Origin of the sequence: Vibrio sp. HA2012 (assembly GCF_002812955.1) — a bacterium.
Taxonomy (GTDB): Bacteria; Pseudomonadota; Gammaproteobacteria; order Enterobacterales; family Vibrionaceae; genus Vibrio.
The window spans coordinates 214,490-236,482 of the sequence record NZ_PFXK01000003.1 but is presented as its reverse complement, the minus strand read 5'-3'; the positions used below and the strand labels follow the sequence as shown (position 1 = coordinate 236,482).

General features: G+C 42.4%; 25 protein-coding genes and 2 pseudogenes. 19 read left to right on the top strand and 8 right to left on the bottom strand.

The window, feature by feature from the left end; all coding sequences use genetic code 11:
- Positions 1-6: 6 nt before the first annotated feature.
- Complete coding sequence (locus tag CSW98_RS07340; protein WP_100799817.1) at positions 7-456, top strand: immunity protein YezG family protein; 450 nt, start codon at positions 7-9, stop codon at positions 454-456.
- A gap of 8 nt (positions 457-464) precedes the next feature.
- On the opposite strand, the pseudogene CSW98_RS07335 reads toward CSW98_RS07340, so the two are convergent.
- A pseudogene (locus CSW98_RS07335) lies at positions 465-652 on the bottom strand (IS256 family transposase); the annotation flags it as partial.
- Positions 653-672: 20 nt separating this feature from the next.
- On the opposite strand from CSW98_RS07335, the gene CSW98_RS07330 reads away from it, so the two are divergent.
- The 4 genes from CSW98_RS07330 to CSW98_RS07315 all read left to right on the top strand — a co-directional run bounded on the left by CSW98_RS07330 (position 673) and on the right by CSW98_RS07315 (position 5,326).
- On the top strand, positions 673-3,165 hold the full coding sequence (locus CSW98_RS07330) for a toxin C-terminal domain-containing protein (protein WP_100799816.1): 2,493 nt from the start codon (positions 673-675) through the stop codon (positions 3,163-3,165).
- A 3-nt stretch (positions 3,166-3,168) separates the two neighbouring features.
- On the top strand, positions 3,169-3,591 hold the full coding sequence (locus CSW98_RS07325; RefSeq protein ID WP_157810359.1) for a hypothetical protein: 423 nt from the start codon (positions 3,169-3,171) through the stop codon (positions 3,589-3,591).
- Between the two features lie 78 nt (positions 3,592-3,669).
- A complete protein-coding gene (locus CSW98_RS07320) occupies positions 3,670-5,007 on the top strand; it encodes a hypothetical protein (protein ID WP_100799814.1) in 1,338 nt (445 codons plus the stop codon).
- Between the two features lies 1 nt (position 5,008).
- On the top strand, positions 5,009-5,326 hold the full coding sequence (locus tag CSW98_RS07315) for a hypothetical protein (RefSeq protein WP_100799813.1): 318 nt from the start codon (positions 5,009-5,011) through the stop codon (positions 5,324-5,326).
- Between the two features lie 32 nt (positions 5,327-5,358).
- On the opposite strand, the gene CSW98_RS07310 is transcribed toward CSW98_RS07315, so the two are convergent.
- Positions 5,359-5,658 (bottom strand): helix-turn-helix domain-containing protein, encoded by a 300-nt coding sequence (locus CSW98_RS07310; RefSeq protein ID WP_100799812.1) that lies wholly within the window; start codon positions 5,656-5,658, stop codon positions 5,359-5,361.
- Between the two features lie 27 nt (positions 5,659-5,685).
- On the opposite strand from CSW98_RS07310, the gene CSW98_RS07305 reads away from it, so the two are divergent.
- The 3 genes from CSW98_RS07305 to CSW98_RS07295 are packed head-to-tail and all read left to right on the top strand — an operon-like array spanning position 5,686 to position 7,140.
- Positions 5,686-6,024 carry a hemagglutinin repeat-containing protein gene (locus CSW98_RS07305; protein ID WP_100799811.1) on the top strand — a complete coding sequence of 113 codons (339 nt, stop codon included), beginning with the start codon at positions 5,686-5,688 and terminating at the stop codon, positions 6,022-6,024.
- A 1-nt stretch (position 6,025) separates the two neighbouring features.
- Complete coding sequence (locus tag CSW98_RS07300) at positions 6,026-6,700, top strand: DNA/RNA non-specific endonuclease (RefSeq protein ID WP_198517303.1); 675 nt, start codon at positions 6,026-6,028, stop codon at positions 6,698-6,700.
- Entirely contained in the window at positions 6,700-7,140 is a 441-nt protein-coding gene (locus CSW98_RS07295; RefSeq protein ID WP_100799809.1) for an immunity protein YezG family protein, read from the top strand. The genes CSW98_RS07300 and CSW98_RS07295 overlap by 1 nt, the downstream gene beginning before the upstream one ends.
- 537 nt (positions 7,141-7,677) lie before the next feature.
- On the opposite strand, the gene CSW98_RS07290 is transcribed toward CSW98_RS07295, so the two are convergent.
- Positions 7,678-8,100, bottom strand: a complete 423-nt coding sequence (locus tag CSW98_RS07290; RefSeq protein WP_100799808.1) for a Mobile element protein — start codon at positions 8,098-8,100, stop codon at positions 7,678-7,680.
- 206 nt (positions 8,101-8,306) lie between these two features.
- Between CSW98_RS07290 and CSW98_RS07285 the strand changes: the two genes are divergently transcribed.
- Both CSW98_RS07285 and gatB (CSW98_RS07280) read left to right on the top strand, forming a co-directional pair.
- A complete protein-coding gene (locus CSW98_RS07285; protein WP_100799807.1) occupies positions 8,307-9,233 on the top strand; it encodes a LysR family transcriptional regulator in 927 nt (308 codons plus the stop codon).
- A gap of 50 nt (positions 9,234-9,283) precedes the next feature.
- Positions 9,284-9,565, top strand: coding sequence for a PTS galactitol transporter subunit IIB (gatB, locus tag CSW98_RS07280; RefSeq protein WP_100799806.1), 282 nt, complete (start codon positions 9,284-9,286; stop codon positions 9,563-9,565).
- Between the two features lie 111 nt (positions 9,566-9,676).
- Here gatB (CSW98_RS07280) and CSW98_RS07275 read toward each other — a convergent pair whose 3' ends face one another.
- From CSW98_RS07275 to gatA, 4 genes are all read right to left on the bottom strand, one after another.
- On the bottom strand, positions 9,677-10,729 hold the full coding sequence (locus tag CSW98_RS07275; protein ID WP_100799805.1) for an alcohol dehydrogenase catalytic domain-containing protein: 1,053 nt from the start codon (positions 10,727-10,729) through the stop codon (positions 9,677-9,679).
- Positions 10,730-10,832: 103 nt separating this feature from the next.
- Positions 10,833-12,218 (bottom strand): PTS galactitol transporter subunit IIC, encoded by a 1,386-nt coding sequence (locus CSW98_RS07270; protein WP_100799804.1) that lies wholly within the window; start codon positions 12,216-12,218, stop codon positions 10,833-10,835.
- A gap of 21 nt (positions 12,219-12,239) precedes the next feature.
- Positions 12,240-12,524, bottom strand: coding sequence for a PTS galactitol transporter subunit IIB (gene gatB / locus CSW98_RS07265; protein ID WP_100799803.1), 285 nt, complete (start codon positions 12,522-12,524; stop codon positions 12,240-12,242).
- Positions 12,521-12,991: a PTS galactitol transporter subunit IIA gene (gatA, locus tag CSW98_RS07260; RefSeq protein ID WP_100799802.1), complete on the bottom strand. Its 471-nt coding sequence runs from the start codon at positions 12,989-12,991 to the stop codon at positions 12,521-12,523. The genes gatB (CSW98_RS07265) and gatA overlap by 4 nt, the downstream gene beginning before the upstream one ends.
- Before the next feature lie 232 nt (positions 12,992-13,223).
- On the opposite strand from gatA, the gene gatZ reads away from it, so the two are divergent.
- The 9 genes from gatZ to CSW98_RS07215 all read left to right on the top strand — a co-directional run bounded on the left by gatZ (position 13,224) and on the right by CSW98_RS07215 (position 20,921).
- Entirely contained in the window at positions 13,224-14,483 is a 1,260-nt protein-coding gene (gene gatZ, locus CSW98_RS07255; RefSeq protein ID WP_100799801.1) for a tagatose-bisphosphate aldolase subunit GatZ, read from the top strand.
- A 74-nt stretch (positions 14,484-14,557) separates the two neighbouring features.
- Positions 14,558-15,361: a DeoR/GlpR family DNA-binding transcription regulator gene (locus tag CSW98_RS07250; RefSeq protein ID WP_100799800.1), complete on the top strand. Its 804-nt coding sequence runs from the start codon at positions 14,558-14,560 to the stop codon at positions 15,359-15,361.
- A 244-nt stretch (positions 15,362-15,605) separates the two neighbouring features.
- Positions 15,606-16,637, top strand: a complete 1,032-nt coding sequence (locus CSW98_RS07245) for a 1-phosphofructokinase family hexose kinase (RefSeq protein ID WP_100799799.1) — start codon at positions 15,606-15,608, stop codon at positions 16,635-16,637.
- Positions 16,638-16,649: 12 nt separating this feature from the next.
- Complete coding sequence (gene gatY, locus CSW98_RS07240) at positions 16,650-17,507, top strand: tagatose-bisphosphate aldolase subunit GatY (protein ID WP_100799798.1); 858 nt, start codon at positions 16,650-16,652, stop codon at positions 17,505-17,507.
- Between the two features lie 322 nt (positions 17,508-17,829).
- On the top strand, positions 17,830-18,264 hold the full coding sequence (locus tag CSW98_RS07235; protein ID WP_100799797.1) for a C-GCAxxG-C-C family protein: 435 nt from the start codon (positions 17,830-17,832) through the stop codon (positions 18,262-18,264).
- A gap of 41 nt (positions 18,265-18,305) precedes the next feature.
- Positions 18,306-18,590 carry a SemiSWEET transporter gene (locus CSW98_RS07230; protein WP_100799796.1) on the top strand — a complete coding sequence of 95 codons (285 nt, stop codon included), beginning with the start codon at positions 18,306-18,308 and terminating at the stop codon, positions 18,588-18,590.
- Between the two features lie 40 nt (positions 18,591-18,630).
- Entirely contained in the window at positions 18,631-19,476 is an 846-nt protein-coding gene (locus CSW98_RS07225) for an SDR family NAD(P)-dependent oxidoreductase (RefSeq protein WP_100799795.1), read from the top strand.
- Positions 19,477-19,566: 90 nt separating this feature from the next.
- A complete protein-coding gene (locus tag CSW98_RS07220; RefSeq protein ID WP_100799794.1) occupies positions 19,567-20,394 on the top strand; it encodes an aldo/keto reductase in 828 nt (275 codons plus the stop codon).
- A gap of 377 nt (positions 20,395-20,771) precedes the next feature.
- A complete protein-coding gene (locus CSW98_RS07215) occupies positions 20,772-20,921 on the top strand; it encodes a hypothetical protein (RefSeq protein WP_157810358.1) in 150 nt (49 codons plus the stop codon).
- Between the two features lie 19 nt (positions 20,922-20,940).
- Here CSW98_RS07215 and CSW98_RS07210 read toward each other — a convergent pair.
- Positions 20,941-21,975: pseudogene (locus tag CSW98_RS07210) on the bottom strand (PTS mannitol transporter subunit IICBA); the annotation flags it as partial.
- Positions 21,976-21,993: the final 18 nt, after the last annotated feature.

The following is a 21,993-nucleotide window of genomic DNA, read 5'->3' as shown; positions in this document are numbered from 1 at the left end:
TGCAATATGAATCATACGCAAGACCCTCAAGAAATTTACGAAAAAATAGGTCAACTGATTTGGTCAATTTTTCCAGATAACGGTTTGGAAGCATATTTTTATATGCAGATCTATAAAACATCAACAGAGAAAGTCTATAACTGGTTAACTGAAAATGGTGATAAAGCTCGATATGGGTTTGGGGACGCTCCGTATAATGTATATGATAAAATAGAAGAGCAACTAAAAGTTCTTCAACAACATGAAATTTTTAAAAAAGAACCTTGGACTCACTGTAAAGTGACAGTGACAGATGAGGGAAAGCTAACAATTAATTTTGCTTATATTGAAAATGAAAACTCGTGGCCAGGACTGTATATGCGAGGAGTTAGCGAGCTGACAGTAGAAGAAGCAGATGAATATGGTATTCCATATGAAGATTGGGTGAAACAACAGAATAAGAAAGCAAAGGCTTGAATATCGATTTATAAATCCAGATATTTATCGAGTCGGCCTTCGAAGTGGATGCTCAGTTGAGACCGCGTCAGATTCCAGTTCTGGACTGAATGTGTCCACTTTTCACTACCGACATACAATAGTTTAGCAAGCTGGTTTCATTGGCGAAGCCACCTTTAGTTTTGGTCAGTTTGCGGAATTGACGATACCTCTTCTCAAACCACCGCTGAGAAAAACATGAATGGCAGTGTGTCCATGAGTATTTATGGTGCGGCCGCCGGACCACAGGTTGATTTGGGATACGGCGAAAATAACGCACAGAGCAGCAGCCTGACGCATACCAATTCGACCCTGAATGCGGCGACCATCCGAACAGAAACCACCGGGGATACTAATATCAAAGGCGGTAATGTTGATGCCTCTGATTTATTGAGCATGGTGGTTGGTGGTGATTTGAATATTGAATCACAAAAAGACTCGTATGACCGTGCATCCAAAGGAATGAATGTCAGTGCTGGATTTGGATTTGGTAATGATCCTGATTATACCAGTGGTAATAAAGCAGAACAGAGAGCGTTAAATAATACTGTTGGTATCAGAAAAGGCAATGGTGACATTGCTTCGATAAATGGTGGTTATGGTGCCAGCGTTGGGCGCATCAGACAAAAAGAAACCGTACTTTCCAGTGTTACCGGGGGTGAGGTAGATATCAAGGTTGCCAATAACACCCATCTGAAAGGGGCCTTGCTTGCCGCCGGAGAGCAGCAGGCTGACGGACATTTTGCCGATAACGGTAATCTACATCTGAAAACCGATACGATGACCTACACCAATACGTCAAACAGTCTGTACAGCAGTGACAACAGCTTTAATGTCAGCACCAGTGTGGGTTTCGCTGAAGGAAACGATGAGCAGGGCAATCCGGAGACGAAGGCGAGTCTGGGTACGGTGAACTCTTCGTTCTCAATGGGCAAAACCAATGAGAAAAGCAAAACACTGGCCACGCTGGGGCAGGGAAATATCGAGGTAACGGATAAAGAACATTCCGATGACCCTGAGCGGCTGAACCGGGATACCGATAAGGTAGAAAAAGGGCTGTACGCGGTGAGCCAGCATGCCGGAGCGGAGATGGTGCTGGATACGCGGATATTGACGGAAGAAGGCAGGAAGGAGATCAAGGAAGATGCAGATCGCACGGTACTTTTAGGTGAAGCTCTTCATGATGCAGCGACGAAAGGATCTGTTGCGGTTACAACGGATGCTCAGGATGGACAAACCGGGGTCTTTGAACATATCCAGAGAAAGCAGGATTTTTATACAGCAGCGAAGAGTTTTTACAACGATCCGGATAATGATAAAAACAGAGATATTTTAGCTAACCCTGAGAATTACAGTCCGCAAGAGAGGGAAGATGCCAATCAGGCAATGATTTTTTACATTGCGAAAGCGACTGGCGTCAAACCTTCAGAGGTTGTTCAGGTACTGGATGATGAGCGAAGAGGCTTTTATTCCGATGAGACCGGGAAAATTTATGTTTCAGATAATGCGAATCAGAATGCCAAAGAAACCGCAACGACGGTGGCTCATGAAGCCAGTCATAGTATAGATGCAGAGGCATTCGGAACAGAGAATAAATCGGACACATATAAAGAGAACAGAGAAGAATATGCACAGCTGATTGATGATGCCTTCGCTGATAAACTGGATCAAGAGTACGCCAGTGACGGGTATGATCTCTCTACCATTACCCATCAAAATTCGAATACGCAGGTTAATTCCGTTACAAATCAGCCACGGCAGGTGGATAATGTTCTGGCGTCTAATACAGAAGACTATAACAAGCTGGATAAAAGTAAGGGGGAGAACTTTTTACCGGCTCTAGTTGCTGTTCCTGCAGTTGCTGGTTTGGTTACAGCGGCAATTGCCAATCCTAAAGTTCAAGAAGTCACAAAGCAGGCTTTGAATAATGCAATGGAAGGGTTAAAGACGGTCAGTCGTGGAATTGTAAATTTCTTTGAGCCGGATGCTCAGTATACAGATGAAGAACTTGCTATTGCAGCAAAAACCTATCTTCAGATGAGGGAATACAGAGATACAAGTACGAACATGGGCGATTGGGTTGCGATGGATAACTTGATGCAACAGATTAGCCCGGAAGTAGCTGCGGCGGCTGAGAAGCTCAGAGCCGAAGGTATATCTTCCAATACTGGCGGTAGTGAAATTGTTGAAGGAGGAGTTAGCAATTATACTAATCCGGTTCATGAGGGAATGGATTCATCGACCGTATCAGTAGCCGATAAAGACCAAGATGTCTGGACAACAGAAACACATGTTACAGATGAAAAGGGATTAGGGACAACGGAATCACCTGCAGATTCTGGTGTGGAGCCGTTGTTGGTTGTCAATTCTAATACCCATAACAATGATAATAATAACTTTGACTCAACAAGGAGAGCTGTACCTGGAGAGATTTTCTACAAAACTACTAAAGAAGCTACTGAGGCTGCACAAATACTTGGTTTTGTAAAAATTAAGGAAAAATCACATGGTGAAGTAGTTTATTACAATAAAAAGAGGAAGCTATATATGTCTCGGGATGTGGGCAGCGGTGATGGTAACGGTGCCCATAATGGTGGAGTTTGGAAACTTGCTAAATCGCCAAAAGAACTAGGTAGTAAACAAACCCGACTTGGAACATTTGATGCTGATTTAAAGCAAATTGGAGATTAGATATTGATTTTAAGTAATTTAATTAACATATTAAGCAACCATAATTTCGAATTACCAATGGTGGCAAGTATTGCCACCATCAGTAGTTCGGTTCTCTATGTTGATATTTTTGGTAACTCAGGTGGAAATCCTACTATCTTTGTTTCTGAGGAAAGACCAATACCTGAGGAAAAAAGGTGTGGAGTCTTGTTAAAAGAATTAAACATATGGAAGGATGAGAGAATTTACGTGCATCAGGATAGTACTCTCTATTTGTCTGCGATATTTGAATATGATGATGAAAGTTATGATTTTAGATTTTTTGAATTAGTAGATGTGGTTGAAGAAGAGCTTTGTATACGACTTGTCGGTAGCCTTGAAGAGAGCACTATTCTCCGAGAGCATTATGAAGCTGTTGATGACGATATGTTTGATAGCAATGAGTAAGCCGTTGTGAACGAGAAGAAATAAGGCCCTCCCCGAAACTAGATCACAAAATCGAGGCCAGTTGAAACAGCAACGACGGTGGCTCATGAAGCCAGTCATAGTATAGATGCAGAGGCATTCGGAACAGAGAATAAATCGGACACATATAAAGAGAACAGAGAAGAATATGCACAGCTGATTGATGATGCCTTCGCTGATAAACTGGATCAAGAGTACGCCAGTGACGGGTATGATCTCTCTACCATTACCCATCAAAATTCGAATACGCAGGTTAATTCCGTTACAAATCAGCCACGGCAGGTGGATAATGTTCTGGCGTCTAATACAGAAGATTATAACAAGCTGGATAAAAGTAAGGGGGAGAACAGTCTTGTTCCCGGAGCACCGTACATGCGATGGGTCGCCCTTAAGGGAAAAGTTCCTCTTCATGATCTGAAAGCTCAGGAAATCGCTCAGAATTCACGTATTGTTGCCCTAACGAAAGAGAAACTGAAACAATACGGAGCAGATGCAGTCGAGATGGTAGAAAACATACCAGAGGCTGTTGAATTCTTAGTCAACAATCCAGAGCAATTCAAAAAACTGCCGGGATATGTCCAGCAGGCTTTTGTTCAATATCTGGAGAAAGCTTACAACAATGTGAAGGCGGTAGGAAATGGCCTTATAACTAATGACCCACAGGCCATAGAGGCGCAGGCACAGGCCGAATCGGATTTGGTCGCTGATTTGACTTCCACCTTAATCGGAGCAGGGATAGGAAAAATAGCGGTTAGTGGTGGAGTGATTGTTGTCAAAGAAACAGGGAAAGTAGCGAAAGCGGTAAGTAAAGCTAAAGGTGGTGTGGATGAATTAGCGGAAACTACAGCGAGTGGTATAGGGAAAGCTGTTGATGATGTGGTGGATAGTGGTAGTATTTCGAAAACTGCGGGTGTGGCGCAGGGTGAGAGAGTTGTTCCAAACAATACCCGCACTTATGCTCATAACATGGTCGAGAATCCAGGGCCATTAGCGAGCTTACCCAACAATCCTGCTGCGAACTTCGCAGGAGGAAAATACAACACCATTACTCTCGGAGATGATCTTATCTTGTATAGAGCTGGTGAGGCCGGAGGTGGTCGTAATGCTCTAGGCCAATGGTTTACACGTGAACCTGCTGAATCTGTTGCTCAAGTCCGTATTGATCTTGCTGTGAAACCTCAGTGGAAAGATGCGGATGGCGTATTAACCGGTTTGTCTCCTGTTGAATCTGTTTATCAAATAAAAATACCGAAAGGTACAACCGTCTATGAAGGGCCTGTTGGCAACCAGGGCGGCATCTATCTTGGCGGTCAGGATGTGATGCAAATCTATGTTAATCAACCTTGGAATATTAAGGGTGTGCAGGTGCTTGACGAGTTGTCAATAGGAAGCAATTGAGATGAATAATGTTCAGAAGTCTAACGATTTGCTTCAGCTCTTTAATGAGCTTAAGCAAATCATGATCAAGGAAAATGAAAACAATTGGGTTCGAGGAGTTAACCTGATTATTGAAGCCTTAACCCCGCCGGATTATGGTGGAAAAGGGAGTGCTGATGAGGCTGTCAGATATGTTGAGACTACCTATCGAAATATGGTTTCTGGTAACGGCAGTTTCTCTGATTTTTTTATATGGCGAGATGATTTTGATGAAAGAGAAAAAGCCAATAAAAAATTAGATAGTGTAAGAACAGATATTTGGAATTTAATTGATAATTGAGAAAAGCCCAGCCATCGAGCTGGGCTTTTTAGTTATTCTGTCTTTAATGTTTTAAGTGTTTCTTCCATCTGTTGCTTAGCCACCATAGCGTCAATCACATTGATGATGGTCTCCTGCTGGTTGGCGTCAAAACTCTCCAATAGTTTGAACTTCTGCAATAGTCGTTTGTTATGTAGCGGCGTCTCTTCCGGCGTTTGTCCGGTAATCAGATAATCGGTAGTGGTGTTCAGTGCATCGGCAAGTTGTACGAGTTTGTCTAATGGTGGTGCATGAATACCGGATTCATATTTATTGAGCTGTTGATAGCTGCCTTCCAAAAATAACGAGGACACGCCCCCGAAGCTAGATCACAAAAGGGAGTGTGTTCACTTTTTTCATATCCATTTTATGACCTATCAATCGGACTAGCCCTTGATGCCGAAGGCAGTAAAACTCATACCAATACAACTCAGACGGAAAGTGTCGGCTCAACGGTCTCCGGGAAAAACATCAAGATAGCCACAAATACAGCCATGAGCAGCCAGACCACCTTTCAAGGCTCTGATGTTCAGGCACAGAATGCGTTGAGCATAGAAACCGGTGAGCTGAATGTTCTTGCATCAGCAGATACCTCTTCTCAAACCACTGCTGAGAAAAACATGAATGGCAGTGTGTCCATGAGTATTTATGGTGCGGCCGCCATCGGATTTGGTAGCTGATTTGACTTCCACCTTAATCGGAGCAGGGATAGGAAAAATAGCGGTTAGTGGTGGAGTGATTGTTGTCAAAGAAACAGGGAAAGTAGCGAAAGCGGTCAGTAAAGCTAAAGGTGGAGTGGATGAATTAGCGGAAACTACAGCGAGTGGTATAGGGAAAGCTGTTGATGATGTGGTGGATAGTGGTAAACGCGATCTCCAACGAGGAACTAAAGGGGATTGGAATAAATTAGCCAATAACCCAGAACCAAACACAAATTATCAATTTGAAAATGGTTACAGTTACAAAACAGATTCTAATGGGCGTGTTGACTCAGTGGAAGCAGATCTCCAGCTATACCCTTGGGATCGTAACACTTACCAGCAGAAAGTTTCTGGTCGTGAATGCCGGAATCCCGATGATTGTGGTGGACATTTGATTGCTTCAATGTTTGGTGGTCCCGGAGAAGGCATTAATTTGGTACCCATGAATGGAAAATTAAATGGTTCTGGTGGCGAGTGGTACAAATTTGAAACACAATGGCGTAATATTCTTGGCAAGGGCGGTTCTGTAAAAGTGAAGATAGAACCTAAGTATTCAGGTAACAGTAAGAGACCTGATAGTTTTAAAGTGAGTTACTCGACTAATGGCGGTAGAAAGATTACTCGTATTCTGAAAAATACTCCTACAGGTGAATGATGACTGATGATCAAAAAGTTTATGAAGAAATAGGTAAAGCTCTTTGGAATATAATGCCAGACACAGCGTCTGAAATTTATTTTTATGGTGATATTTTCCCTAATTCAAAGGGGTGTACAACAGAATTTAAGTTGAAACAAGATGGATCAATTTCTTGGTTTAAGTTTGGAGAAAGCCCGGAAGATGTTGAACTATCCATCCTCAACAGAGCTGAAATATTACAGAAAAATGAACCGTATAAAAGAGAGCCTTGGACTCATTTTAAAGCGACATTGACAGAAGCTGGTAAGTTTAAAATGGAGTTTGCATATATACCAGAAGATGATTCCTGGCCAGGACTGTTTATGAAAAGAGTCAGTGAATTGAGTTTGAGGGAAGCGGAAGAAAAATATATACCAGAGGAAGACTGGAAAAAATGTGTTGATAAATATGGCTCTTGAGAAAATGTCACCACGTATAAAATAAGTTAGCTCCGGGTATATCTGTTGGCTTCGGGGAGTGGTCATTATCATAATCCATTTTGCTGTGGTCTAAATAACGAGGACACACAGATTAAGAAAATAAAAAATGAGCTGAGATTTGGCTCGTTTCTTTTACTCTGATTTTTAATATGTATCGTAGTGAATCGTTCAATCGCCATACTAAATAATGGATTTGTAAACAATGGGTTTGAAGGGCTAACTTAGGGTAACGATTTAGGTAGATTGGTATGCTGTGGGGCGGGGCTGTTAGGAAATATGAATCCCAACCATCCGCTGTCGGTTCAGTAAAGAAATAAATGGACACACACCGAAGCTAGCTCACAAAACGATTTGTTTTGAGCGCTTTCCTTTCTTAACTTATTAGCCTGTTAATCCGATGAATTTAGCGGATTAGCAGTAAAAAATAGGAAAGTGCTAAGAAACAAAGTGGTTATCTTGAATTTCAGACGAGCTGATACAGTGGAGATGGAAGGGAGTATTTTACTGCATGGATGTTTATGAAATATGAATCCCGACGATTCGCTGTCGGTTCAGCTTCTGTTTTGCATGGGTCAGATGTTTGGTTGAACCAATCCATAAACGTGGTTTGGTTTCCAGCTCAGTACAAAGTTTTAAACATTCCTGCTGGGGAAAAGAAAGACGTTCCAGAATATCTGGTTGTCTTTCATCAATATGACCGCGTTTATCTTCACGAACTTGCCTGCCAATCCAGTCAACCAGCTCGATATAATCCATTAACCGGAAAGGAATTCCGTGTGATTTATTTTTATGCTCGTAGCCTGTGAAATCGAGTAGAGAACGAGTGGTGGTTTGTCCTTTATTCAGTGAAGTTAACCGGGTTTTAATGGAGGTGTGGTCGGATTGTTCGGGAGTATCCGCTATTTTTGCCCGAATAGGATTCAGGTCGACATAGGCCATATCTATCTAATAGGTGCATTTTGTAATTATGATATTGTAATCGTTGAGTACTACTACAAGAATCATTGATTAATATTCAACATACCCTAATTAATTGAATTTAAATAAAATAATTTACCACTACCACATATAATAACTGGCATAATCTTTACTAAGTAAAACCTTACAACTATCATTGAATTGAATTCAACTTCGTGAGTACCTCAATGCCTGCCAGACCCATTTCTAAACTATCAAGACTAGAATTGTCCAATCTGAATGCATTTTTAATGGTTGAGCAAGAACGGAGTTTCACCAAAGCAGCGGTTGAGCTAGGTGTTACCACGTCCGCATTAAGCCATAGCATAAAAAATTTAGAGCAAAATCTTGGCGTACGATTATTACACCGGACCAGTCGCAACGTCGCCCCTACTGAAGTAGGTTCGCTATTAGCAGAACGATTACGACTGAGCTTGGGTGATATTTCTGATGCACTAGACGACATCAGTGCTTTTCGTGATAAGCCTAAAGGTCGGCTCCGACTCAGTGTATTAGGCGACGGAGCCAACCTAATTTTGGCGAAACATTTACCTTCTTTTTTGAAAAACTATCCGGACATCGAAGTAGAAATCGATGTGGACAACAAAATGGTGGACATTGTTTCTGCTGGATTCGATGCAGGTATTCGCCACGGTGGTTCCATTCCCGCCGATCTAGTCGCAATCAAACTAGGAACGCAACTCAAGTGGGTCACTGTTGCTTCACCCGTATATCTTGCCCAGGCTGGTATCCCACAAATTCCTGAGGATTTAAAGCAGCACAACTGTATTCAAATGAGAATTGGCAGCGGGGCAATGTACAAATGGGATTTTGAGAAAGAGGGAGAAATCAGAGTTATCGAGGTCCCTGGGCAAATTTGTATGAATGAAACCAGTTTGATCTTGGAAATGGCGCGTGCCGATATTGGCATTGCCTATGTTCTGGAAAAACTCGCTCGTCCATATATTGAAAAAGGCGAACTGCAAGAAGTACTTCCTGACTGGTCAACAATTGATCCCCCCATGTTTCTCTACTATCCCGGACACCGCACAATTCCCCCCGCGTTAAAAGAATTGGCTGCTTTTCTAAGAGAAGCCATATCCAATGAAGAATGATGTAAAACCACCTATTTCAGCTACACTAAAAAGAAAAATCAGAGGTCACTATGAAAAAAGTAATCGTTGCCTGCGGCGGCGCTGTCGCCACATCCACTATGGCCGCAGAAGAGATTAAGGATCTATGCGCAGAAAATAATATTCAAATTGAGATTATTCAGTGTCGTGTAAACGAAATTGAAACCTATCTGGATGATGATATCGCATTGATTTGCACGACGGCAAAAGTAGATAGAACGTTTGGTGACACACCGTTATTCCATGGAATGCCGTTTATCTCTGGTGTCGGCATTGATAAGTTAAAAGCCAGCATTCTGGCCATTCTTAACTAATAAAAAATGGAGGTCATACGACCTCCAAAACTTGTGAGCCTAAAACATAAGACCTAAACATGATGGAACATGGCTCAAGAGCACGCAAACGGGGGGGGGGGGGGGGGGCTATTATGACTCCCAGCTTAACATCACTTTTCCGCGCATCGGATCTTTCGGTAAGCTAGCGATGCGATCAATGTACTGCTGCGCATCATAGATACCATCAAGCAGAATTTCGGTATTGATTTTCCCCTGACCAAATAACTGTGCTGCCAATTCCCACTCTTTACCCGGATAGTATTTAGAGTAGTTCATCCAGCTGCCAGTAATGGTCGCTTCTTTACGCAGAATCTGTTCATATTCTTTGTACGCAATATCAAAGTCACGGTGGATAGTTCCGACCAAATAGATATGAGCGCGAGGGCCAGCAATTTTGAGTGCTAGTTTGAAGGTTGCCGGAACACCCGCAAGTTCAATAATCAATTGATTACGCGTGATATCCAGGTTCTCCATTAATGCTTCAATATCTGCTTCTTTGGTCGAATTATAAATATAATCCGCGCCTAGGTGTTTGGCGGTCGCTAGCTTGTCATCGGCAATATCAATAACTGTTACCGATTTTGCACCAAGCGCTTTAGCACACTGTAGAGTCAGTAATCCGATGGTACCAGCACCAATAACAACGACGTTTTGATCTTCACAACCACCATTCATTACCATTGGGTGCAGACCAACCGTTACTGGCTCAAAAAACGCACCTTCTTGCATCGATACATCATCGGGTAATACGAAACAGCTAACTTCAGGTACAGCTACATACTCAGCGTTACCACCCTGTCTTCTTGAACCCACGAAAGAGTAATGTTTACACAGCGAGTAGTTACCATCTTCACAGTCTGCACATTTCATGCAGGGTACCAGTGGAGCACAGCTGATTTTATTGCCAACCGCAACTTTTTTAACATCACTACCCACCTGTATTACCTCGCCAGAAAACTCATGGCCCAAAGTAAGTGGATAAAAATGCGCTCCGTTATCAAAAATACGCGGCACGTCTGAACCACATAAACCGGAAAAACTGACTTTAACTAATGCTTCATTGGCTGCGATTTCTGGGACTGGCTTTTCATCAATTTTAAGCACAGCACCTTCGTGAACTTCTACATGACGATTCATTTTCATGAATTTACCTCACAACGATTCCCACATATAAAACAATACGTGTTAATTAAATACCGAATAGAAAATAAGGGCAGAGGAAACTGCCCTTTAATAAGTTAACTTTTTAAGCTTGTTTAGCGGCTTCCGCAGCCATTTCCTGTGCACGTAACTCAGCTTCCGCTTTATTATAAGCACGAGCGCGATTCCAGGTAACAAACAGAGCTAGCGCATAGATACTTCCGATTACCAACAGACCCGCTACGTTTTTCATAGTCAGACCTTCAATTAATAGGTAAGTAATTGGAGCACCACCCTGGTCCATAGAGCCAATCAGTTTGTCGCCAGTGATATGACCGGTTGTTTGGCCAAGTTTAGTCAGGTAAGGGATGGTTTGCGTTGCAATCCATAATGTACCAGCCATGATCACAGAGCCTGAAATGATGGTTCTGAACAGGTTACCACTGTGTACTGCTACCGCCATTGCTACGAAGAAGCCGATAGTTGCCAAGTCACCGAAAGGCAGAACTGAGTTACCAGGCATGGCTACTGCAATCAGGATTGACATTGGAATAAACAGTAAACTTGCTGATACAACGTTGGTTTGACCAAGTAATAGCGCTGGATCCAGACCGATTAAATACTCTTCGCCACCAAATTTGCTTTGCAGTTTCTTACGAGCGTGTTTAGCAATTGGGTTCAGACCATCCATGATTGGCTTGATAACGCGAGGCATCAGTAGCATTACCGCACCTGTTTTTACTGCAAGTTGCAGAACATCTTTTGCATCATAACCCGCAAGAACGCCGATGATCAGACCCATGATAAAACCGACAGTTACCGGCTCACCCAGCGCACCAAATTTCTTTTGGATCTCTTCAGTTGAGAAGTGGATATCGCGCAGACCAGGGATCTTTTCGATAATCATATCCACTAGTACTGCAATAGGACCACAGTAAGCTGATGTACCGTGAGGAACCGCAATGCCTTCCAGACCGAAATAGTGTTTCGTATCTTTTGCGAACCAGTCACCCAGTTTGTAAGCAAATGCCGCGTGAATAACCACACCTGCAATACCCAGCATATAGCTGCCAGTAGCCATGTGAACCATCGCACCGGTAAAGGTCATGTGCCAGATATTCCAGATGTCCACGTTTACTACGCGGGTCATCTTAGTTACCAACATCACGATATTGACCGCAATCGCGATTGGAATTGCGATAATCGCAATTTCACTTGCCCAGGTGATAGGAGCGGTACCCGGCCAACCCAGGTCCACAACGTTAAGTTGAATACCAAAAGTTTCCGTCATATGCTGTGCCGCAGGCCCAATGGAATCAAGCATTAAGCCGATAACCAAACCGATACCGACGAAACCGATACCAATATGCAGACCAGATTTAAACGCATCACCAAACTTCATCCCAATGCCCAGAGAGAAGAAAATGATCACTATTGGGAGCATTACCGTTGGACCTAAGTCCAATATATATTGAATTACTTCGCTAAACATAGTAGGGTCTCTCTGTAGTTATTAATTATTAAGCACTGCAAGCATTTTGTCTTTTAACTCATCGGCTCCTACACCAGAGATAAAAGGCATGCCGTGGAACAAAGGAGTCTCGCCAAAGGTTCTGTCCACTTTTGCAGTCGTACAAATGAGTACAACGTCTTCATTTAAGTATGTGTCAATTTCATTGACTCGGCATTGGACAATTTCAATGCCGATACCATTTTCTTCTGCTAATTCCTTAATTTCTTCTGCAGCCATCGTCGATGTCGCAACGGCTCCGCCGCACGCTACAATTACTTTCTTCATGCTACTTCCTTCTCAGTGTTTAGGATTCTATTGTTAAAGATATCGGAAATTTCCGATTTAGATTCGCTGTTAGCCAGCGCGTTAAAAAACTCTTCATCTTGAAGCGATGAGAACAACGCTTTCAATAATTTAAGTTGTTGTTGAGGGTCAGTAACCACTAAAGCAATAATCACTTTCGCTTCTACTTCACCATCATCATCAGCACGGTTAAATGGCACTGGCTGATCAGGTTTGATCACATAGATGCAAGGCTTATTAGCATGACTGGCATCGCAATGTGGAATAGCCACCGCACCAAAGCCCAAATCAATACCTGTCGGAAAGCTTTCTTCACGCTCAAAAATTGCTTTCAGATAGCTCGCCTTCACATAATCCATACTGCTTAAAAAGTTACCAATATGGGTCAGAGCGTCAGTACTGGTTTTGAAATCAAGTCCGGTATCAACAAAAAGTTGTGTTTCAATCATTGTTCTTTCCTAGTGCATTCATTTGATGGTGCTAATTTATCGTTTTCTTTCGATTAAAACAGTGACCAAATCCACAAAACGAAAACCAACGCAATTATTCGTAAATTAGCGAAGACATTTGCATATTTTGTTGCTATATTTTCGCCAGGCACGAAAGATATCGTAAATAAAACTTCCGATATTTTCCGAAACATCATATGCGCAACAAATTTATGAAGCTTGGAGAAAAAAGATGAAAGAGATCATTAACCAACATAAAAAAGATGCTAATATAGGTATCTATTCTGTTTGTTCTGCACACCCTTTAGTGATTAAAGCGGCTATGCAGTATGAACTGAAGACAGGTAATAAAGTGCTTATCGAAGCAACATCAAACCAGGTAAACCAATTTGGTGGTTATACCGGTATGCAGCCGAAAGACTTTGTTAGCTATGTTCAAGCGCTGGCCAAAGAAGTCGGTTTCCCGGTTGAACGCATTATTCTGGGCGGTGATCACTTAGGACCAAACTGTTGGCAGAAAGAAAATGCAGCGGAAGCAATGGAAAAATCTAAGGTATTGATTAAAGACTACATCGAAGCGGGTTTTACCAAAATTCACCTAGATGCTTCAATGTCTTGTGCCGATGATCCGGTACCACTTGACCCTAGTGTTGTTGCTGATCGCGCAGCCATTCTGTGCGAAGTGGCTGAAAAATATGCAACAGAAGAGCAAAAACAATCACTGACCTATATTGTGGGTACCGAAGTACCGGTACCTGGTGGTGAAGCTCATGAAATCGATACTGTACATGTAACAGAAATCGCTGATATTCAAAATACTATCGACACTCACTTAACCGCTTTTGAAGCACATAACGCGGGTGATGCGATTCAACGAATCATCGGTGTAGTGGTTCAGCCTGGTGTTGAATTTGACCACAGTAAAGTGATTCGTTTTGAAAAAGATAAAGCAACTGAAATTTCGAAATTTATTGAAAATACAGCATGGGTTTACGAGGCACATTCAACTGATTACCAAACCGAAGCCCATCTGAAAGATTTAGTACAAGGCCATTTTGCTATTTTAAAAGTTGGCCCGGCATTAACGTTCGCATTGCGTGAAGCACTGTTTGCGTTAGCTGAAATTGAAAAAGAGCTGGTAAGTCCGGAAAAACTGAGCCAGTTCAAACAGGTCGTTGATTCGGTACTACTTGATGATACGAAATATTGGAAAGCGTATTACGGTGAAAAACATTCAACCGCGATGACGAACTTGCACTATAGCTTCTCTGATCGCATTCGCTACTACTGGACAGACAAACGTATCCAGGCAGCAATCGATAAAATGACAGCGAATTTGCAAGAAGTGGGGATCCCGCTTTCTGTATTGAGTCAGTACCTACCAAATCAATACCTAAAAGTCAGTGCAGGTGAATTGGTGTCTGAACCGACCGCTTTAATTATCGATAAAATCGGTGAAGTCGTCGGTCAATATGCCAACGCATGTAAATAAAACAGACTAAAAGCAAGGGAGGCTACGTTGATGTGGCCTCTCTAGTCAGATAATAAATTGCTCAAGGCTATGTTATGAATTTAATCTTACGTCGACAAAAGATCTTAGAACAGCTTGAATCTCACGGCACCGTCGAGGTTAAAAACCTTGCGACTCTACTTGACGCGTCAGAGGTAACAGTAAGAGCTGATTTAAGGACTCTGGAACAAGAAGGAAAACTGATCCGCTTTTTTGGTGGTGCTCAACTGCCTGAAAGCAGCAAACAAACGGTGATGACAGCCGAACCGCCTGTATCCCGAGAGTTAAAAGATGAAGTCTCGATCAGTAGCCGCTATTCGATCAACAGTGATGAGAAAGTACGTATTGCGAAACGAGCGGCAGAGCTTGTTCCAGCCAATGCCACCATAATTCTCGATAGCGGTAGTACTACTCATTTGGTTGCTGAAGAGCTGACGCTCCGTGGCAATATCACCGCGATTACCAATAACCTATCCGCGGCGATTGCCTTATCAGATTCGCCCAACACAACATTGGTTATTTGTGGTGGTGTCTACCGACCTAAAACTCAGTCGATGCACGGTCAAAAAGCCGAACAATGCCTGGATGGAGTGAGTGCTGATTTTCTTTTTATTGGAGCTGACGGACTTGATCCGAAAAGAGGGATCACTACGTTTAACGAGGGATACAATATCAGCCGGGTAATGGCAAATTGCGCCACAAAAATTGTTGCGGTCGTCGACTCGTCTAAATTTACTCGTGCAGGCTTTAATCAGGTTCTTGATATAGAACAAATCGATATTTTGATCACCGATACAGGCATCCAACCAGAGACAAAAACTCAATTCCAGCAAGCTGGCTTGCAGGTGATTACGGTTTAACGCTCTCTTACCCATTTTTGCCTCTATAGCCATATAGGGGCAGCCTCTCTTTATTCTTCCTAATATTTGCTTATCCATCTTCCTTCGCATTGCATTCTCTTCGCCAAAAACATGTTCCCCTCCTCACAATTCGTAATTTTTCGAAAGAAATAATAAAATTTGAGCTAGATCTATTTCGTTTTCTTTTATTTCGATCTACAATCGAAATATATCGTAAGACTTCAAAGATTGATGGTGGAAAACGATGATATATACGCTCACGTTAAATACAGCTATAGATATGAATATCCAATGCCGTTCGTTTGAACCTGATTGTGTTATTCGTACCGATACGGTTGAGTTCTCTCCTAACGGAAAGGGAATCAACGTTTCATTGGTATTGGACAAGCTTAACGTAAAAAATCAGATAGTTGGCGTATTTGGTGGTTTTACCGGCCGCTACATCTTAGATCAACTGGCTAATCTTAACATTCCGACTAAAACCTATTTCGTTGATCACCCAACTCGAGTCAATGTCTTCATCAACGACTATCAGAATGAGTACAAGTTGGTGAATCCCGGCTCATACATCAATCAAAAAACGTTAGATGGAATTTATGATTTCTTTCGAAATCTTACTAATGAAGACACATTAGTGGTTAGTGGCAGTCTTCCTCCCGGTGTATCCATTGAATTTATCGAAAGATTAGTACAACTCAGTAGTGAAATTGGCTTCAACATTATCCTGGATATCTCAGATAAATCGTTAACCTCGGTGCTAAAACACAAACCACTACTGATAAAGCCAAATGATGAAGAGCTGGAAAGCGTATTTGGCTTGAAAGCACGCACTACCCAAGAGGCTATCGACAGTCTCAAACAACTGCATGATTTAGGTGCTCAGAATGTACTACTTACGCTAGGCAGTAAGGGGATGTACTTTTCCAATGGAACAGATATCTATTTTGCCACTGCAGCACCCATCAATTTAATCAGTTCGACCTGTGCAGGCGATGCCACGCTAGCGGCATTTCTTAGTCACTGGCTGAACGCCCCTGACAATATCGTTGACGCACTAAAACTTGCTGGTGCCGTAGGCGCTGATGTAGCCGCATCTTCGGCGCTGGGAGAACTGGCTCGCATTAACCAGCTTATCCACAAAATCAACGTTACCTGCGTGACCAACACTGCCGCTCTATTTTCCTTACCTAAAGGTAGGAAGAAGACCACGGGCAGTATTAACCAACTCGATTCAGTTAATGGGTTTGAAGAAAGCCACCTTAACGCCGTACCCTAGGAGAACCGAAACATGAATAACATTATTAATAGCAACTACTGGTTGCAGAAAGCTCAAAAAGAAGGCTTTGCTGTACCCGCTTTTAACTTCCATAATTTAGAAACTGTGCAGGTTATTTTAGATACGGCCAAACGATTTGAATCTCCGGTCATTCTTGCTGGTACACCTGGTACTTACGGGTACGGTGGTTCAAGAGAACTATTAAACCTGGTGAATGCCGCCGCTCGCGAGCGTAATATGCAGGTAGTTATTCACCTTGATCACCACCACGATCTTGACGATATTCACCACAAAGTAAAACTGGGCGTTCGCTCCGCAATGGTCGATGGTAGTGCTTTGCCGCTTGATGGCAACATTGAGCTAACCAGAAAAGCCGTTCAGATTTGTCATCACTACGGATGTTCAGTTGAAGCCGAGATTGGTCAGTTAGTTGGCCAGGAAGATGATCTGATTGTTGATGCGGTAGCTGATCCTTATACCAACCCGGATGAAGCTGTTAAACTGGTTCAGGCAACAGGAATCGACTCGCTGGCCATCGCTATCGGTACGGCTCACGGATTATACAAAGAAGAGCCTAAACTGGATTTTGACCGTTTAGCAAAAATTCGCTCTATGGTTGACATTCCTCTGGTTCTGCACGGAGCTTCAGGTGTCTGCGTAGCCGATGTACAACGTTGTATCGACTTGGGCATTACCAAAGTAAACGTAGCAACCGAATTGAAAATTGCTTATGCCGATGCGCTGAAAAAAGTACTGGCTGAACAACCAACGGCCAATGACCCACGCGTTTATAATGACCTACCGAAAAAAGCAATGGCCGAAGTAGTTGAAAGTAAAATTCGCATGTGCAGAAGCGAAGGGAAAATTTAATTACTGTTAAAGCAATACTGTTTTCTCTTCATAGTTATAAAATAATTTCTGATAAGATATTAGAATTATTTAATAGTTAAATAAAAAATCAATGATATAGTCATTGTTCTAGTGGATGATGGCTATATCTCAATTTTATCTAAAAATAATCCTTCCTCATCTTTGAATTTCATTCAACGTTACACATACATTTTCTAATCAAAGTCCATATAAAAAGTGATGTAATATAGTTGCATCGCAAGGATTAAAAGATAATGGTACATATAACCTGACCTTGCACAGTAATTTTTATTTCCATCCCAATTACCGTGAGGTCATACTAATGTCTGCTTCGAAAACAGCGTTGAAAAAACATCAATCCGGATTCAACTGCTGCCAATGTGTTCTGGCATCAGCCGTACGAAATTCAGATGTCGACATCACAACCCTAATGTCGCTTTCTGCTGGATTTGGCGGTGGCGTGAAACGAGGAGAACTCTGCGGAGCATTGTCCGGTGCCATTATGGCGTTCGGTTTGATAAAAGGAGAAACACCAGATAGTGTTGTATCCCTTTCAGATTTAACCAAACAGTTCATCACGCAATTTGAAGATAAAAATGGAGCGATAACCTGCCGGGACATTCTCCACTACGACATTTCTCAACCGGAAGGTTTAGAGAAAATTAAACAACAAAATTTGTTTATTAATATTTGTAGGCCACTGATTACTAAAACGGCAGAGCAAGTGGATGAATTTATTAAAATAAACTTAGTTTAATAATAATTAATTAGTTACCTCATATTATTAGGATATCCATCATGTTAAATATAGTTGAAATATTAGGGTTAATTGCTGCCTGCTTAACAACATCGGCATTTATTCCCCAAGTACTGCAAACGTTGAAAACTAAAGATGTATCGGGAATTTCCCTTCCTATGTACTCCATGTTATGTACTGGCGTCACACTCTGGCTTGTCTATGGATTACTGAACCAGCAGATCAGTCTCATCTTAGCTAATGGAATAACTCTTATATTCGCCCTATGTGTTTTATTTTTAAAAATCAAATATAAGAACAAAACAACATTATTGGTAAGTAATTAAATTTCAATCACATATATCTCAAAAGTAGTTGGAGCCTAAAATGAATCATCCTTCAATCCAAAAAGACAATGTAGCCGTTATCACCGGCGGAGCAGTAGGTATCGGATTTGCGATTGCCGATATGCTGTGTTCTCAAGGAATGAATCTTATCTTACTAGACTGTGATAAGAATAAGCTAGCTGATGCGGTATCGACGTTGCAGACCAAGTATCCCAGGCAACGACTCACTGCCCTCAATGGCGATGTAACGTCTTCTGCCGATCAACAGGCGCTTTTGGATGAAGCCCGTAAAATGGGAAAAGTGTCTCTGCTGGTTAACAATGCTGCTATTGTTGAAAAAGCAGGCCCCTGGCAACAGTTGGATAAATGGCAAAAAAACCTGGATGTCAATTTCTGGAGCGTTCTTGCACTACAGCATCTTTTCGTCACTTATTTTGTTGAGCAGGACTTCCCGGCTGCCATTGTTAATCTAGGCTCAAAAGAAGGAATAACCACACCTCCGGGAAATACTGCGTATTCAGTGGCTAAAGCTGCTTTAAAAGTGCTGACAGAGCATTTAGAACATGAATTGCGAGAATCAACCAATGGCAGAGTCAGTGCTCACTTATTGATCCCAGGTTATACCTATACTCCAATGAATTTTCCGGACATGACAGCAACATCAAAAAAACCGGAAGCACCCTGGACAGCAGCGCAGGTTGCACAACGCTTGTTGGATGGTATGGCCCAAAACGATTTTTATATTTTCTGCGAAGATAACGAAGTGACTAAAGAACTAGATCAAAAACGTATGCAGTGGTCTGCAGACGATATGATCAAAAACCGTCCGCCACTTTCACGCTGGCATCCTGATTATCGAGATCAGTTTGCAGCTTATATTTCTTAAATATGCTCAAGTATATTTAAGGCAAATCGATCCCCAATGTCATTGGTTCCACCAATGAGAGGGTTACAGTTATAAACCATAGAGGATGTTATGAACATTAAGCAATTATATTTAGAACTTTCTGACGGTAATACCATCCCTCAAATTGGACTGGGAGTATGGCAAGCCAGTCAGGATGAGGCTCGCAGCGCTGTCTGTCACGCACTAAAATCAGGATATCGCCATATTGATACAGCAGCAATCTACAAAAATGAAGAAGGTGTAGGACTGGGGATTAAAGATTCAGGCCTGCCAAGAGATGAGATTTTCGTTACAACGAAAGTGTGGAACGATGTTCAGGGATTTGACGCAACCACAGCGGCAATTGATGCAAGTTTAGAGCGCCTCGGATTAGATTACGTGGATATGCTACTTATTCACTGGCCATGCCCAACGCAAGATCTGTACGTAGACACATGGAAAGCGATGATTCACGCTAAAGGACAAGGTAAGGTTCGTTCAATTGGGATATCCAATTTTAATCCAGAGCATCTGGAAAAACTGATCAAAGAAACCGGCATCAAACCTGTAATAAATCAGGTCGAACTACACCCGTATTTTCAACGCAAAGAGTTACGAGAAAGCCATGCGGGGCTAGGAGTATTAACTCAGGCCTGGAGTCCACTCGGCCAAGGACAGGTTCTGAGCGATAAAGTAATCGCTGCCATTGCTAATAAATATGGCAAAACTCCAGCTCAGATTATCATCCGTTGGCATTTGCAACTGGGTAATGTGGTCATTCCAAAGTCTGTAACACCATCACGTATTGAAGAGAATCTTAATGTCTTTGATTTCGAAATAGATTCTGCAGATATGGAACAAATCGCCACTCTGGAGCAAGGACTCCGCATCGGACCTGACCCTTTAAAATTTGGTTAAATTATCCTACATAACGACGTTTGCTTTAGCTGAGGTAATAGAACTTCGCAATTCCAACCAAGGGGACTGTTTTTATCTCAGCTGAACAAACTTCCTTAAACATAACGGAAAGAGAATGTTTTAGTTGATCTCGCAGGGTGAGAACGGCTAACAACTCACATAAAGCGAAACTGGACAGAACGCGCTAGCTGTCTGAGGTCAAGCTAGCACGTCAATGGACATTAATGAGTCCGTGACTTTGCTAAATTAGTAAATTATCTATTACTTCAGATATAGAAAGGCCGCTCAACTTTGTGTCGCGTCTGAAATTACAGTGAGGATCACATGGTTTAATCGTGTCAAAAGATTACTATTTTCTTCAATATGTTAACGATATAATGCACACACTTTATACCAATATAACTCAGACGGAAAGTGTCGGCTCAACGGTGTCCGGAAAAAACATCAAGATAGCCACAATAGCCATGAGCAGCCAGACCACCATTCAGGGTTTTGATGTTCAGGAACAGAATAGTGGTCTGTGGTGATTTAGAAGTAAGATCGTCACTCGGATGTCTGCTTTTCCGGAACAGTTTTCAGCAGAACAGAGGCCACAATAAATGAGACTGCCATTGAGCCAAAAATTGAGCAGAGTACCCCGATAAGGGACGACTTAGGGGTCATTAGCAATACGGCAAAGATTGACCCCGGGGAGGCGGGAGACACCAGACCAGCATCAAACAGCGTCAGAGTGAACACACCCACCATACCACCGGCAATCGCGGCAAAGATAAGACGGGGAGTCATTAAAATATATGGAAAATAGATTTCATGGATCCCACCGAAGAAATGGATCACACTTGCTCCCATACCGGTTCTTCGGGTTGCACCGGGACCAACCAGAATGTAGGCCAGAAGGATCCCCATTCCAGGACCAGGATTGGCTTCGATAAGGAAGAATATAGATTGCCCTGTATCATTCACTTGTTGGATTCCCAATGGGGAAAACAGACCATGATTCACTGCATTGTTCAGAAACATGATTTTTGCAGGTTCAACAAAAATAGAGGTCAGAGGAAGCAGCCCTGCATCAATAAGAAAACCGACGGCTCCGGTCAGAAAGGTATTGATAATGGTCAGTGCCGGTCCGATTAGATAATAGGCCAGTACCGCCATTCCCATCCCGATCACACCCGCGGAAAGGTTGTTAACCAGCATTTCGAAGCCGCGCTTTACTTTACCCTCAATATGGTTATCGAAGCTTTTAATCAGGTATCCACCCAGAGGACCAAGTACCATCGCTCCTAAAAACATCGGGATATCTGTACCTACAATGGCTCCCATGGTTGCCGTTGTGCCGACAATTGCTCCACGTTCTCCGCCAACCAGTTTCCCGCCGGTGTGTCCAATCAGCATAGGCAACATATAAGTAATCATAGGGGAAATCAGGCTTGCCAGATCTTCATTCGGGAACCAGCCGGATGGGATAAACAGAGCGGTGATAAAGCCCCACGCAATAAAGGCTCCGATGTTTGGCAGTACCATGTTCGACAGGAAACGACCAAAATTCTGTAGTTTAACTTTTGTACTTGGCTGTAGCATAAGAGTTGCCTGTAGCTG

Excerpts from the sequence above, each read along its gene's own strand:
- CSW98_RS07290 (WP_100799808.1), bottom strand. The coding sequence starts at position 8,100 with ATGGCCTATGTCGACCTGAATCCTATTCGGGCAAAAATAGCGGATACT.
- CSW98_RS07340 (WP_100799817.1), top strand. The coding sequence starts at position 7 with ATGAATCATACGCAAGACCCTCAAGAAATTTACGAAAAAATAGGTCAA.
- gatY (WP_100799798.1), top strand. The coding sequence starts at position 16,650 with ATGAATAACATTATTAATAGCAACTACTGGTTGCAGAAAGCTCAAAAA.
- CSW98_RS07245 (WP_100799799.1), top strand. The coding sequence starts at position 15,606 with ATGATATATACGCTCACGTTAAATACAGCTATAGATATGAATATCCAA.
- CSW98_RS07250 (WP_100799800.1), top strand. The coding sequence starts at position 14,558 with ATGAATTTAATCTTACGTCGACAAAAGATCTTAGAACAGCTTGAATCT.
- gatA (WP_100799802.1), bottom strand. The coding sequence starts at position 12,991 with ATGATTGAAACACAACTTTTTGTTGATACCGGACTTGATTTCAAAACC.
- CSW98_RS07215 (WP_157810358.1), top strand. The coding sequence starts at position 20,772 with ATGCACACACTTTATACCAATATAACTCAGACGGAAAGTGTCGGCTCA.
- CSW98_RS07295 (WP_100799809.1), top strand. The coding sequence starts at position 6,700 with ATGACTGATGATCAAAAAGTTTATGAAGAAATAGGTAAAGCTCTTTGG.
- CSW98_RS07220 (WP_100799794.1), top strand. The coding sequence starts at position 19,567 with ATGAACATTAAGCAATTATATTTAGAACTTTCTGACGGTAATACCATC.
- gatB (WP_100799806.1), top strand. The coding sequence starts at position 9,284 with ATGAAAAAAGTAATCGTTGCCTGCGGCGGCGCTGTCGCCACATCCACT.
- CSW98_RS07270 (WP_100799804.1), bottom strand. The coding sequence starts at position 12,218 with ATGTTTAGCGAAGTAATTCAATATATATTGGACTTAGGTCCAACGGTA.
- CSW98_RS07275 (WP_100799805.1), bottom strand. The coding sequence starts at position 10,729 with ATGAAAATGAATCGTCATGTAGAAGTTCACGAAGGTGCTGTGCTTAAA.
- CSW98_RS07230 (WP_100799796.1), top strand. The coding sequence starts at position 18,306 with ATGTTAAATATAGTTGAAATATTAGGGTTAATTGCTGCCTGCTTAACA.
- CSW98_RS07330 (WP_100799816.1), top strand. The coding sequence starts at position 673 with ATGAATGGCAGTGTGTCCATGAGTATTTATGGTGCGGCCGCCGGACCA.
- CSW98_RS07225 (WP_100799795.1), top strand. The coding sequence starts at position 18,631 with ATGAATCATCCTTCAATCCAAAAAGACAATGTAGCCGTTATCACCGGC.
- CSW98_RS07235 (WP_100799797.1), top strand. The coding sequence starts at position 17,830 with ATGTCTGCTTCGAAAACAGCGTTGAAAAAACATCAATCCGGATTCAAC.
- CSW98_RS07315 (WP_100799813.1), top strand. The coding sequence starts at position 5,009 with ATGAATAATGTTCAGAAGTCTAACGATTTGCTTCAGCTCTTTAATGAG.
- gatB (WP_100799803.1), bottom strand. The coding sequence starts at position 12,524 with ATGAAGAAAGTAATTGTAGCGTGCGGCGGAGCCGTTGCGACATCGACG.
- CSW98_RS07285 (WP_100799807.1), top strand. The coding sequence starts at position 8,307 with ATGCCTGCCAGACCCATTTCTAAACTATCAAGACTAGAATTGTCCAAT.
- gatZ (WP_100799801.1), top strand. The coding sequence starts at position 13,224 with ATGAAAGAGATCATTAACCAACATAAAAAAGATGCTAATATAGGTATC.